We start from the raw sequence: 13,336 nt of genomic DNA on the forward strand, positions 1-13,336 counted from the left end.
CAGGCCGCCCCCGGGGCTCGGGATGGGATCAGTCGGGAAGGCCGAACATTGCCGCGAGCGCCCTGACCTCGCGGCGACGGTGCGGAAGCGGCGCAGGGGTCTGGATCATGCCGGCCTCGATGAGCTCTGCGACGACGGCGGGGTCGCGGTGCAGGGAGTTCCCCCATTTCCCGTCGAAGTAGAGGTCCTCGAAGTCGGGCCGCGGCCGCTGGCCACCTGCGTCGGTCCCTTCGGCGGCGTAGCCGAGCAGCTGGATCTGGGCGACGGTCGCGGTCTCGGGGAGGCCGAGCAGTTCCGCCATCCGCTGCCGGTTCCCGGTCAGCAGCTGCGTACCGAGACCCTCGTCCTGGGCAGCCAAGAGCGAGGCTCCGATGGCAAGCCCGGTCTCGATGGCCGAGAGCCATTCTGCGAACTGGCGCTCTCCAGCCATGACGTTGAAGTCCGCGGTGTTAAGCACGATCTCGTCGATGAACTGCTCGCTCCAGCCGTAGCTGGAGGTAAGTGCGCCTGCGTCCATGAGACCCGTCAGGTACTCGCGCAGGTTGTCCCAGCCTGCCAGGTCGATGGTCCAGTAGATGTGGACAGGCGCTTGGGAAGCCTGCGGCTGGTTGTAGAGCGCTTCGACCAGACCGGCGAAGACGTCGGGATCGGTTTCGTCGCGGTGGACGACGACGGCCTTGCGCACCAGCTGCGCGTTGCCATGGCAGGACTGGAGCCGGGCCGCCTCCAGTACCTTCTGAACCTTCTGGCGTTCGACCTGCTGCCAAGGCTTGTAGTAGCGGATGGAGCGTCGACGGCCGACCGCCTCCTTGAACGTCAGGCCGAGCGAAGACGTCGGTGCCGGGACCGTCGTCTCTGGCTGCACTGCAGTCATTGCGTACCTCATCTCATCGGGCCTGCGGCACCGGTCGGCGCAGCAGGTGCTTCTGGATCTTCCCCACGGATGTGCGCGGAAGTTCTTCAACGACGTGGACCTGGTCGGGGACCTTGAATTTGGCCAACTCGCGACGGCAGTGCGCGATCACGTCCTCGGCGTCGAGCCGGAGGCCGTCACGGGCCACGACGTAGACGTGGATCGCCTCGTCCAGCATCGAGTCCGGCACGCCAACGGCAGCCGACTCAAGGACTCCGTCTAGCTGATCGACCACCCTCTCGATCTCGCCACACGCGACGTTCTCTCCCGAGCGCTTGATCATGTCTTTCGCGCGGTCGACGAAGTACAGGTAGCCATCCACGTCGGCCCGCACCATGTCACCGGTCCGCAGCCAGTCGTCGGAGAGCGCGGCGGCCGTCGCCTCTGGATCGTCTAGGTATCTGAGCATCATGGTTTGGCCTGGTTCGCCGCCCACGAGCAGCTCTCCGGGGTCGCCCGCAGGCACGTCCTGGCCGTCGACGTCGACGACGCGGAGGCGGGAGCCTGGCAGCGGGCGCCCAATGCTCAGGGAGTGACGTGTCTCGTACAGCGGGTTCATCGTCGGCGGGATGACCGTCTCTGTCATGCCGTAGAGCTGCACGAGGGGGTTCGCGAAGCGCTGCTCGAACTCGAAAGCCTGTTCCTTCGACATGTTCTGGGCGAACAGAGTGACCCGGAGCTTGTGTGCCCGGTCCCAATCGGTCGGATCCTTCGCCAGAATCATCCTGATAGGTGCTGCGAACAGGCTTGCGACGGTTGCTTCGAGTGCCGCCGCCTGCTCGGACCAACGGCTGGCACTGAATCGGGGAGTCAACGCTATTGACGCACCGGAGACGAGTGCCGCCATCGTGCAGTAGTACTGGGCATTGGCGTGGAACAGCGGGAGCACCACTAGGAAGCGGTCGTCGGGGCGTAGGCGCACGTGGTTGGCGACCGCGTCGCCGACTGCCAGATACGCCGCGTGAGTGATCTCCACGCCCTTGGGTCGACTGGTCGTCCCCGACGTGTACAGCACCGCCAAGACATCGCCGGCCGCAGCAGCCGACGGTCCAACCCACGGCTCCACGCCGTCCGTCCAGCTGCCCGTCACATCGACCACGTGCTCGGCACCCGCAGCATGCACTGTTTCCTGGAGACCGGGTTCGGTCAAGACCACTCGGCAACCCGAATGCTCGAGCATGTACCGCAACTCAGAGCCCGTCGCGATCGGGTTGGTCGGCACCATCACGGCGCCAAGGTGAGCGGCGGCAAACCACACATCGTAGAAGGCGGGGCAGTTGGTCAGGTGCACACCAAAGCGGGTGCCAGCCGAGATCCCCAGCTCCTTCAGCGCCATGGCGGCCCGCCGCGACCTCGCCTCCTGGTCGGCCCACGTGATGGTCTCCACGACACCCGGCTCGCGTTCGAAGACCAAGAACGTGGCATCTGGACGCAAAGACGTCTGAGCTGATAGGACACTTGCGACGGTGTCGGGGCCTCGGGGAGCGATGAACGTCACACGCACACTCTGTGACCTGGATCTCACCACCCTGTCAACGCAATATCAACGCATCCTCAACGTTGGGAGCCGGCTTGGGCGTCAGTGCCGCCCACGGATCTTGTGGGGCCTGGCGCTAGGTGATAGCAGTCATCTATGACCATCCCGGCCGCAGCAGGCCCAGCACCCGACGGCGATCAGGTTCGCCCCCGGGTGCTGGTCGTTGACGACGACGCGAGCATCCGTACAGTCGTGCGCTGGCAACTTGACGACGCCGGCTACGAGGTACTGGAGGCCGCCGACGGTCCGACCGCCATCGTGGCGATCGCCGATCAGTCCCCGACGCTAGTGGTCCTCGACCTCTCGTTGCCGACCCTCGGCGGACTGGACGTCCTGCGGGCGGTCCGATCCGGGCGCGCCGGGGCCTCCCGGACCCTACCGATCGTCATTCTGTCCGGCCGGAGCGGTGAGACCGACCGCATCATGGGTCTCGACCTAGGTGCAGACGACTACCTGGTCAAGCCGTTCTCCACCGGCGAGTTGTTGGCGCGCGTCCGTTCGGTCCTGCGCCGCTCAGGCCCGGAGCCCACTGACTCGATCATCGCGGGTCCTTTGCGGATCGAGGTCACTACCCGAGAGGTCTGGCTGAAGGACACCCTCATCGACCTGACGCCCAAGGAGTTCGAGTTGCTGACCTTCCTTGCCAGACACCCGCGGCATGTATTCACCAGGCCGCAACTGCTCGAACGCGTGTGGAAGTCAGCCGACTGGCTGGGCGAGGCGACCGTGACTGAGCACATCCACCGGGTGCGGAACAAACTAGAGGCACCAGGCACCACCGGCTTGATTCGCACGGTGCACGGCGTCGGCTACCAGTTGGACGTGCCGGCATGAACAGGCGCGTCGAGGGACACGCAGCCCTGCGCGACACTGAAACCGGCTTCGACTTCGGGCCACAAGACGCTGCCGTCGTGCTCCGTCGGCACACCGAGATCCTCGAGTTGATCGCCGCCGCCGCTCCCCTGAAGACCATGCTCGAGCGCATCCTCCAGGCGATCGAAGAGCTGATACCAGACGCCTACTGCTCGATCCTGCTGCTAGACCGGTCCGGGCAACGACTTCACCATGGCGCCGCGCCTCGCCTACCCAGCGCCTACATAGTCGCCATCGACGGGCTCCGTCCCGGTCCCTCTGCGGGGTCCTGTGGCACCGCGGCGTACCTGAACGAGCGGGTCATCGTGCCCGACGTGCGGCTCGATCCGAGGTGGCAGGAGTACCGGCAGGCAGCGCAGGCTGCTGGCCTGGTCGCTTGTTGGTCCACGCCGATCCCCGGTAGGGAAGGCTTCCCCAGCGGTACGTTCGCCGTGTACCACCGCCGTCCGCAACAGCCGTCAGCCCGTGAACTGCGGTTGGTTGACCGCTTCACCTACCTGGCGTCGGTGGCCATTGAGCACAGCCATCTGGTCGGTGACCTGATCGAGAACGAGGAGCTGTTCCGGAGGTCGTTCGAGGACAACGCCGCTGGCATGGCGTTGCTGGCGCTGGACCAACGCATCGAACGTGTCAACCATGCCATGGTCGACATCACCGGCTACACCGCCAGCGAACTCACCGGACAGCCGCTAGGACTGGTGTTCACCGACGACGCCTGGGCCGAGTCCACCGTCGCCGAGATGCTGGCGGGTCGCCTCGATCACATCACCCAGCAGACCTATCTGCGAACCGGGACCGGTGACCAGGTCCCCGTCGAGGCAACCGCCGCTGTCGTACGGGGCGCTGACAACCGGCCCCGGCTGTTCGCCATCACCGTCTTGGATCTGACCGAACGGCAGGCGGTCGAGGCAGCCGAGAGTGCCCGACGGGAGGCCGAGGTGGCTCGACGCACGGCCGATGAACACAGCCGGGCCAAATCGGAGCTCCTGACCGCGGTAAGTCATGAGGTGCGCAGCCCGTTGCAGGCCATCAAGGGCTTCACCGAACTCCTCGGCACCCTCGACCTGGATGGTCCGCGTCGCCAGGAGGCGCTAAGGCGGATCAACACCGCCGCAGATCACCTGCTCGCCCTGGTCACCGAAGTCCTGGACATTAGCCGGGTGGAGGCGGACGTCCTTCCCCTGAACCTCGAGGATGTACAGGTTGTCGACGCGGTCCGCGATGCCATCGATCTGGTTGCGGCCGAGGCAGATGCACGAGCCGTCGAGATCCGTCTACGAGCCGGCACCCGCGTTGCGGCGTACATTGACCGCCGCAGGCTCGTCCAGATCGTGCTCAATCTGCTCGCCAACGCCGTGCGCCATGGCGCGCCCGCGGGGCTCATCGAGGTACTGATCGAGGAAGAGGAAGAGAATATCTCGGTCACCGTGTCTGACAACGGGCCAGGTATCCCGGCGGACCTTCTCCCCCACTTGTTTACGCCGTTCGTTCGGGGATCCGGCGTGGAGGTCGACGGCTACGGGCTGGGTCTGGTCCTTGCTAGCAGTTTGGCGACCGCGATGGGCGGTGACCTGACGGTCGAGAACCGAAAGGAGGGGGGCGCACGATTCCGGCTGCGTCTCCGGCCCGACATCAGGGGCGAGCAATCATGAGAGTTGTCGGACTCGGAGGCGGCATCGGCGCCTCCCGGCTGTGGACCATCATGATCGACCCTGCACGGCACCTCGACCTGACCGTGGCAGTCAATACTGGCGAGGATCTCTGGCTGCACGGCCTGCGCGTGTGTCCCGATCTCGATACCGTGCTGTATGCACTGAGCGGCCGCCAGGACACAAGCCGCGGATGGGGCGTCAAGGAGGAGACGTGGCAATGTATGACCACGCTGAGTGAGATCGCCGGCAACCAGTGGTTCAACTTGGGTGACCGAGACCTGGCCGTTCACCTTTTCCGCACCGGCCAACTCCGCGCCGGACACCGCTTGAGTGACATTACCTCCGAGATTGCCCGGGCCTTCCAGGTCGGATGCAAGATCCTCCCGGCCACCGAAGCCGAAGTGACCTCACGTGTGGTCACTTGCGACGGCCGAGATCTGCACTACCAGGAGTTCCTGGTGCGCGAGCACGCCGACGTTGACGTCCTTCGCTCGTATGTCGCCGGGATGGACGACGCACAACCCGTCGAAGGGTTGCTGGACGACATCTCAGCCGCCGACCTGGTGGTCATCGCGCCAAGCAACCCCATCGCGAGCCTGCAACCCATCCTGCAATTGCAGGGGATGCGAGCGGCACTTCAATCGGCGCGACAGCGGACGGTGGTGGTGTCACCGACCGTGGAGACGGTGCCGATTGATGACGAGGGTGAGGCCGGCAGAGCTCGAAGCCGTGCCCGCCTCCTGAAGGCCGCCGGCTACGAGCCGACGCCAGTGGGGGTGGCGCTGTTCTATGCCGACGTCGCCGGGGTGTTCGTACTCGATCGGGCGGACGCTGCATTCGCGAACGAGATCGAAGCAGTGGGTCTCCGAGTGGTCCTAGCCGACACCTTGGTCCACCGAGGAGCCGACCCGGGGCTCTTGGTCGACGCCGTGCTGTCCGGCGTAGAAAACGCTGAGCTGCGGTGACTCCGAACCGCCACTAGCGGTTGGGCGTGCCTCTCGCTCCGGGCAGCGGGCCGAAGGCGTCGACGAGCCCCTAATGCTTCAGGCATGCAGATGGCGTGGTCACTTACCTGCCGCGGTCTGAGCATCCGCCATTTCGGGGGCTGGCGATGCTTGGCTTGGCTGGCTGCTGATGAGTTCGTCGGCGTCGATGTAGTAAGGGTTGTCGATCACCATTCCCCCCAGTAGCGCCTTCGGATGAGTCTTCAACACATCCATCACCACCTCCCCCGAGCATCGGTTAAGGTCGTAGAGACATAGATTGATCTGCGGGAAGTCGCGCATGATCCGATTGATTTCGGCCTCGTAACTGATCAGCGACTCGAAGCAGACCGACTCTCGGTGCGCCCAGCTCATGTCTCCCAGGTTGCGAACTGGAGCTTCGGGGACGGTGTCGCCCCACAGAGCACGGCCCTTTGACTCCCAGAACTGCAGCATCTCCTCAACCAGGAACGTCCCGCGACTCAGGTAAGTATCGTCTGCCGTCAAAACCTCCAAGTGATGCGCGTCAAGGTGCGGGGCGAGGTCAATGTCCTGAGCCAGCCGGTCAAGCACCTGTGTCGGGGTACAACTGTCCACAACACAGGTGCACGACGCGCCCTCGGCCAGACCTTCTTCTATGAAGGGGATCACGATCGCGTCACGTTCGTGGTCATTGCGGTAGAAACCGCACAGGTGGTCCCCCGCAGCCATGCCTGCACCGGCAGGAAAGAAGTCGTCGGTGTTCGTCATCCCATCTCCATTCTGAGCCGGGTCGCCGCGGGGGCACCTGAATCCCGCTGCACGTTTCCCATTGGTCTGCGTGCGACTTACGGGCATCGCCTTAGAGTTCGCTCCGGACCATCTCGACCGCCGCTGCCATCGAGCGTAGCTTCGCGTAGGCCGTGGTGCGAGAGAAGTAACCAAGCCCGCAGTCGGGGGACACCAGGAGCCTGTCGGCCGGCACGATTTCAAGCCGCTTCCGGATCCGCTCGGCGATGACCTCAGGGGTCTCGACCATCGTGTTCTTGGCGTCGACTACTCCCAGACCCAGGACCTTGTCGGTTGGGAAGTCACGGAAGGCTTCCAGCTCGCCAAACTCGGAGCTGCAGCTCTCGAGTTGGATCACGTCCACGGGGGACGCCTTGAACAACGGCATCATGTCGCGGGTCTTCGCCTCGAAGACGTCCCGCTGACCATCCACGCTCCCGTAGCAGACATGCCAGAACTTCATGACCTCCACACCGTCGAACATCAGTTCTTGCACCTCGATCTGCCACGACTCCTGCGTGTACGGAGCAAGTACGTCGATCAGTTGCACAGCCTCCAGGCCCATCCCCGCCAGGTATTTCAGTTCGTGGTTCATCGCAATCGCCAGGTCGCGCGCGACATCAACCGGATCGGAATAGAACTGGTTGTCCACGATGATGCTCTGTTGCGCAGGGCCGAGGAACGCGACCTTGAACGGCCGGTCGGTAGCGAGCTTCATGGCGTTGACGACCGACTCGAAGATGGGGCGCTTCCATTCAATCTTCTCGGCAACCACTGCCTTGTAGAACGGCGCGTACTTCGCTCCGTCACCGGGAGGGCCGTAGGGCCGGAACCCGCCGAGGTTCTCGGGGATGAAATGGAAGATCGGCTCCAACTGGAAGCCTGGGGCCTCCCACTCGTAGTACTGCGCGCCGTCACAGAGGATGTCGAGGCGGGCCTGTTCCTGCTCGTGGGCGCAGATCTTCGTCGCGTCCTCGAAGGTAACTCGCGCGTTGTGGCTGCGGTAGACCGGCTCATTCAGCGAGCCGAGTACTCGACCCTGTAGCCAGTGCGGCCGCGGAAACGCGGAGACAGCCGACGTTGGCAGCAAGACTTCTTCTTCCCGAATTTTCATGCTCGTACTCCTCAGTTGGTTGCTGCAGGCTGCGGGACCGCAACCGTGGTGGGTGCCGAGATGCCAAGTGCCTGTTGGACCGCTCGCACGACCCGCTCTGGGGTTACCGCGACCTCCGCCTCGAGCACGCTGGCCACCGGGTAGGGAATGTTTCCGCCGGAGACTCGGACCGGTGGTCCGGCGAGCTCACCGAACGCCTCTTCCACAACAATCGAGCTCAGTGAGGCACCCCACCCCAGTTGACCGGGGTTTTCCTCGGCGATCACGAGCCGGTGGGTGCGGGCGACGGACTCGAGGACCGCCTGTGCATCCAGCGGGACAAGGGAACGGAGGTCGATCACCTCAGCGGAGATGCCTTGGGCAGCGAGCTGCTCAGCGGCCGCCAGGCAAGTCACCACCGTGATGGAGAGCCCGACCAGCGTGACGTCCCGACCGGTGCGCACAGTCCGCGCACAGCCGAGCGGGATGACCAGATCGCCCTCAGGCACCTCCTCGACAGCCCCGTAGAGCGCCTTGTGCTCGAATACCAGCACCGGGTCTGGGTCCTGGATGGCAGCCGCCAAGAGGCCCTTCATCTCGGCCGGGGTGGCGGGGGAAACGATCTTGAGGCCAGGAACCGTCATCGCCCAGTTCTCGCATGCCTGACCGTGCTGGCTTCCAAATCCCAGGCTGCCAAAGCCGTTGGCTCCGCGCAGCACGAGCGGGATGGCGACCTGTCCGCCGGTCATGTATCGCGTCTTGGCGATCTCGTTGACCACTTGATCCCAGCACGTGGCGTAGAAGTCGGAGAACATGATCTCTGCGATGGGTCGCAGCCCGGCCATGGCGGCACCCATAGCCGCTCCGGCGATCGCTTGCTCGGAGATCGGCGTGTCCCAAATTCGCCGCGGGCCGAACTCATCAAGCAAACCGGCAGTTGTCTTGAAGACACCGCCGATGGCAACGTCCTCGCCCAGCACGATGACACGCTCATCTCTGCGCATCTCCTGCGCCAGTGCGTCGCGCACCGCGTTGCGGAAACTCAGTTGCGCCACGACGAACTCCCGTCGCTCCATAGGTCGGTCCAGACTCCCGACGCGTCCGGTGGAGGCGCCTCTAGGACCGCCTCGGTCAGCGCGTTCAACTCGTCTCGCGCGTCGGTCCAGATCTGTTCCGCCGCCGACTCATCGAGGAGTCCCGCAGCGATCAGCTGCTCCCGGTAGACCAGGAGCGGGTCACGGGAGCGCCACCGTTCGACCTCCTCGGCGGGACGGTACTTCCCGGCGTCGGCCGCCGAGTGTCCCTTCAGGCGGTAGGTGTCGGCCTCCACGAGGGCAGGCCCCCGGCCACAACGCGCGTCCTCGATCGCGGCCCCGATGACGCGACGCACCTCGGTGAGGTCGTTCCCGTCCACCACGATCGGGGTCATTCCGTAGGCGGCTGCCTTGTCCGCAGCGGGACGCGCGGTTGGGATCATCGCCGAGATCGGGGTGTACTCCATGTACTGATTGTTCTCGCAGACGAATACGATCGGGAGCTTCCATACCGCTGCCAAGTTCAGCGCCTCGTGGAAGGCCCCGATGTTGACCGTCCCGTCGCCGAAGAAGCAGACGGTAACCGCATCGTTCCCCTGGATCTGGTCCGCCCAGGCCAACCCGTTGGCGATAGTCAGGTGAGCACCGACGATGGCGTAGGAGCCGTAGTAGCCATGCTCGACGCTAGTGATGTGCATCGAGCCGCCCTTGCCGGCGCAGATCCCGCCCTCACGGCCGAGTAGTTCGCGCAGGATTGACTCTGGCGAGGCACCGCGGGCGAGGGCGTGGGCGTGACCCCGATAGGTCCCGATCGAACGGTCCCCGGAGCGCAGAAGTGAACCAACGCCGACTGCGATCGCCTCCTGGCCCAGGCCAAGGTGTGCCGGGCCATGCACCCGTCCCTGGCGGTACAGGGCATCGACCTTCTCCAGGAATCGGCGGATGTTTACGACCTTCTGGAAGAGTTCGACGTTGGGGACCTCCCCGTCCTCGAGTGTTCTCGTTGCCACGGTTTCCTGAGTCACTCGGCCCGTCCTAGTGTCGACTGTTGGTTCCACTTGTGTGACCGTAGTCACGCGTGGAGCCGTGTCGCACCGTCCTGCAGGGGCGAAAGTCAGCGGGACGTCCGCCCCACTGGGGGCAGTGCTCACTCAGTGGTGAACGGCCTGCAGCACCAGCGAGGCGCGCGTTGCGAGTTGCAGGTTGAAGTTGGTCTCGGGGTCGTTGAGGTCGAACCCGGTCAGTTCCCGAATCCGCTGCAACCTGTATTTGAGGGTGCTGCGATGCACCATCAACGCCTTCGCCGTCTCGGTGTAGTGACCGCCTTCGGCCAGATAGACGGTAAGCGTGTGCAGGAGTTCGGCGCCTTTGCCCGCGTCATAGTCAATGAGCGCCCCGAGCCAGGTGCGGACGAAGGCGTCCACGTGTCCTAGTTCGGGAATTGCGGCGAACATACGGAACACCCCCAGGTCGTCATACTCGGTTGAGCGTGGCGCTCCTCCCAAGACCTGAAGGAGGCGCAAGGCCAGTTGCGCCTCACGCAGAGACTCTGGTACCTCTGAGGGGCGCTGGCGGGCACTACCTGCGCTCAGGTTGCATTGGCGACCCCCTCGCTCTCGGACAATGACCTCACGCAAAGGCTCCCAGTCCCCCGAACCGCTGGTGACGATGACGACCGAGCCGGTGAGAGTGCCGAGCAAGCCAATGATCCCGACCTCGCGCATCGCCCGACGCACGGCGTGTAGCATGTCGTCCTCGCTTCCTGCCGAGCTGGGCGAGTCAACCAGCAGCACCCTGTGCTCGGACCCGAGGTCGTAGCCGAGCGCATCCGCACGGGCATAGGCGCTCTCGTCGTCGATGCCTGCAAGCAGATCGTGCAGCAGATCGCGGCGCAGCCGGATCTCTGCGTCCGCAAGACCCCGAACCCGCGCGAGTTCAACGGCGAGCGCAGTGGCGCTGTGCTCGAGCGCCATGATGTCTGCCGCGTCGCACGAGTCCTCTGGGTCGACGAGTGCAATGAGCCCCGCGACCCCTGGTCGAGGCGAGGCCATAGCAACGATTCGTCCACCGTGACGGAGGGATCCGGGCTGGGACCCCAACTTGCGCACCAAGACCTCGTGCTCTTGCGCTGACAACTTCGAGTACGGCGTTGGCTCGCCCGGCCCAGCCCACGCGCGCAGGTTTCCATGGCGGTCCTCGATCGCGACAGGACGTCCCGACAATTCGTGCAGAATCTGGGCGATGCCGTTCGACCCCTCGCCCGACGCGACAGCTGCCGTCAGTCGGGCGTGAATCTCAGTGCCGCGCCGCAAGTCCGCCACGGTCTGTTCCAACGCTGCGTTGGCGGACTCGAGTTCGACGGTCTGCTGACGTTCGATGGCCCGAAGTCGGGCGTTCGACGCAGCCACGGCGGTCTGTTGGGCGAGCACCTTGATCAGGAACCCCTCCTCCTGACTCGGCGGTTGGTCGGCGGATGCGATGAGGTGCCCAAGCATCCCGCCTGGAGTTCGCATTGGAGTGGCATAGGTCCAGGGCGCGACAGGCCACGACAACCGGCCCCCCATTTCTTCTAATCGCGTGAGTGCGACCGCGAGGTCCTCAGGGATCCGCTGCCGATGATGCGCAGTGCCTCGGGCAGTCCAGAGCACATCCTCATCGACAAAGGCGAACGCATGGACCCGCCATGATCCAAACGAGGATGCAGACGACGTCGCCAGATTGAGGATCTGGTCCTCGTCGGGGCTTTCGGTCATCAAGATCGACAACACCAACAGCCCTCGCATGTTGGTGAGTTGTTCTCGCAAAGCGACCGGAGACAAGTCAAATACGCCTCCGCCGCTGTCGGCTGCATGACCCCGCTCTGGGATCGCCTGTGTCGGGTCCATCTCAGGGTCAGGCTACCTCCGCCACGACGCGCGTGACCCGTCCTATCTGGACTAGAAAGCAGCCATTCTGTGTCCCGCTGGGACGAGGAGCCTACTGTCCGTTGCGTTCCCAGTGAGCTTCAAACAGGTCCTGCTCGTCGATCACGCGGGGCGGGATTGGCCGGGAGACCCAGGTCAGGTTCACGAAGTGACGCGCATTCACGTTCTCCGTGGTGACGTTCCCGCCCCAGGTTCCGCAGCTCAGGCTCAGCGTGAACGGCAGTCCGTTGCGCGGGCTGCCGGCGCCTTCGTTGAGGCTCTGATTCACCATCACGCGTGCCGTGCGGGTACCAGCTGCGAGCGCCTCGACGTGCGCGTCGCGGGACGTGTGGATGCCGCAGGTGTGTCCCAGGCCCTGGTAGGTCGTGATCGCGTTGACCAAGGCGACCGCCTGATCGATGCCGCCCGTGTAGCTGTAGGCCGCCAGGACGACGGAGAGCTTCTCCCCGGAGAACGGGTGCGCCGGGCCGGTGCCGTCTTCTTCGACCACGAGAAACGCGGTCTCCGGAGGCACCACGAAGCCGGCGAGCTCAGCGATCGTCGCGGCCGGCTTGGCGATCACCTCGATTGCCGGGATCTCTCCTCCATCAGGCCACATCACGTGCTGCAGAGCAGCTTTCTCGTCAGGGCTACACACGTGGCCGTGCCGAGCCCGGAGGCGGCCGATGAGTGCGTCGTACACCGTGCTCTCGATCACGAGCGAGTTGTCGGCCAGGCAGCTTGTCGCCAGGTCGAAGGTCTTCGCAGTCACGATCATCTCGGCGGCGTCGTCGAGATCCGCGGTCTGGTCGATGACGTGCACCGAGTTGCCCACGCCGACACCGTATGCCGGGGTGCCGGAGCTATAAGCAGCCTTGACCATGCCTGCACCCCCAGTGGCGACGATCAGGTCGGCCTGCTGCATGAGAGCAGTGGTCTTTCCCATCGAAGGAGAAGGAAGGCTCTGCACCAAATCCTCTGGCGCACCTACCTGGGCACAAGCGGCACGCATCAACTCGACTGCAAGTTCGCTGGTCTTCCGGGTCCGCGGATGTGGAGCAACAATGATCGCGTTGCGGCCCTTCAAAGCCATCATCGCTTTCATCGGGGGGGTCGCATCCGGACCTGTGGTGGGAATCAGAGCCGCCACCACACCCACAGGTTTCGCGATCTTGACCAAGCCCCGTTCCGGGAGTTCCTCGACCACGCCGACGGTTCGTACGTCGCGCATGTCGGCTAGCAGGCCGACCACCCGCCGCTGAATCTTCATCAGTTTGTCCTCATAGGTTCCGAAGCCACCCTCGTCCACGGCCAGGCGGGCCAGCGCCTGCGCGTGATCGGGGCGGACAACGGCCCACGCAAGCGCTGTCACGAGGCCGTCGACCCGATCCTGGTCCCAGTCCGCGATCCTCTCGGAGGCTGCACGAGCGGCGGCTACAACACGGGCGACCTCGTCCGCGTCGTCCTGTGCGGTTGGCTTAGTGGCGAGAGTGGTGGTCATGACTGCATCGTGCACTTTCCGAGCCGGACAACGAACCGGCCCGACGGGACGAAAGCCCCTCGATTCGCGGACCTCCGAG

At 64.8% G+C, this 13,336-nt stretch carries 11 protein-coding genes; 3 read left to right on the forward strand and 8 right to left on the reverse strand.

The window, feature by feature from the left end:
• Nucleotides 1-28: 28 nt before the first annotated feature.
• Together ACOACQ_RS18550 and ACOACQ_RS18555 are read right to left on the reverse strand one after the other, a co-directional pair.
• Entirely contained in the window at nucleotides 29-874 is an 846-nt protein-coding gene (locus tag ACOACQ_RS18550; protein WP_378601885.1) for a nitroreductase family protein, read from the reverse strand.
• A gap of 13 nt (nucleotides 875-887) precedes the next feature.
• The gene (locus tag ACOACQ_RS18555; protein WP_378601888.1) at nucleotides 888-2,441 is read right to left on the reverse strand and encodes an AMP-binding protein; all 1,554 of its coding nucleotides are present in this window, start codon (nucleotides 2,439-2,441) and stop codon (nucleotides 888-890) included.
• Nucleotides 2,442-2,546: 105 nt separating this feature from the next.
• Here ACOACQ_RS18555 and ACOACQ_RS18560 point away from each other — a divergent pair, with 105 nt between their 5' ends.
• From ACOACQ_RS18560 to cofD, 3 genes are read left to right on the forward strand one after another with little or no spacing between them, the layout of a single operon-like run.
• Nucleotides 2,547-3,284 (forward strand): response regulator, encoded by a 738-nt coding sequence (locus ACOACQ_RS18560; protein WP_378601891.1) that lies wholly within the window; start codon nucleotides 2,547-2,549, stop codon nucleotides 3,282-3,284.
• The gene (locus ACOACQ_RS18565) at nucleotides 3,281-4,975 is read left to right on the forward strand and encodes an ATP-binding protein (RefSeq protein ID WP_378601894.1); all 1,695 of its coding nucleotides are present in this window, start codon (nucleotides 3,281-3,283) and stop codon (nucleotides 4,973-4,975) included. Before ACOACQ_RS18560 ends, ACOACQ_RS18565 begins: the two co-directional genes overlap by 4 nt.
• Nucleotides 4,972-5,940 carry a 2-phospho-L-lactate transferase gene (cofD, locus tag ACOACQ_RS18570; protein WP_378601897.1) on the forward strand — a complete coding sequence of 323 codons (969 nt, stop codon included), beginning with the start codon at nucleotides 4,972-4,974 and terminating at the stop codon, nucleotides 5,938-5,940. Before ACOACQ_RS18565 ends, cofD begins: the two co-directional genes overlap by 4 nt.
• A 99-nt stretch (nucleotides 5,941-6,039) precedes the next feature.
• Here the strand turns inward: cofD and ACOACQ_RS18575 are convergent, their stop codons facing one another.
• From ACOACQ_RS18575 to ACOACQ_RS18600, 6 genes are all read right to left on the reverse strand, one after another.
• Complete coding sequence (locus ACOACQ_RS18575; protein ID WP_378601900.1) at nucleotides 6,040-6,708, reverse strand: MEDS domain-containing protein; 669 nt, start codon at nucleotides 6,706-6,708, stop codon at nucleotides 6,040-6,042.
• 91 nt (nucleotides 6,709-6,799) lie between these two features.
• On the reverse strand, nucleotides 6,800-7,840 hold the full coding sequence (locus ACOACQ_RS18580; RefSeq protein ID WP_378601903.1) for a hypothetical protein: 1,041 nt from the start codon (nucleotides 7,838-7,840) through the stop codon (nucleotides 6,800-6,802).
• 11 nt (nucleotides 7,841-7,851) lie between these two features.
• A complete protein-coding gene (locus ACOACQ_RS18585; protein WP_378601906.1) occupies nucleotides 7,852-8,874 on the reverse strand; it encodes an alpha-ketoacid dehydrogenase subunit beta in 1,023 nt (340 codons plus the stop codon).
• Complete coding sequence (locus ACOACQ_RS18590; protein WP_420288989.1) at nucleotides 8,862-9,911, reverse strand: thiamine pyrophosphate-dependent dehydrogenase E1 component subunit alpha; 1,050 nt, start codon at nucleotides 9,909-9,911, stop codon at nucleotides 8,862-8,864. Before ACOACQ_RS18590 ends, ACOACQ_RS18585 begins: the two co-directional genes overlap by 13 nt.
• 93 nt (nucleotides 9,912-10,004) lie before the next feature.
• Nucleotides 10,005-11,738 (reverse strand): PucR family transcriptional regulator, encoded by a 1,734-nt coding sequence (locus ACOACQ_RS18595; protein ID WP_378601912.1) that lies wholly within the window; start codon nucleotides 11,736-11,738, stop codon nucleotides 10,005-10,007.
• 91 nt (nucleotides 11,739-11,829) lie between these two features.
• Nucleotides 11,830-13,257, reverse strand: a complete 1,428-nt coding sequence (locus ACOACQ_RS18600) for an aldehyde dehydrogenase family protein (RefSeq protein ID WP_378601915.1) — start codon at nucleotides 13,255-13,257, stop codon at nucleotides 11,830-11,832.
• Nucleotides 13,258-13,336: the final 79 nt, after the last annotated feature.

Source organism: Nocardioides sp. CPCC 206347 (assembly GCF_048654605.1).
Taxonomy (GTDB): domain Bacteria; phylum Actinomycetota; class Actinomycetes; order Propionibacteriales; family Nocardioidaceae; genus Nocardioides.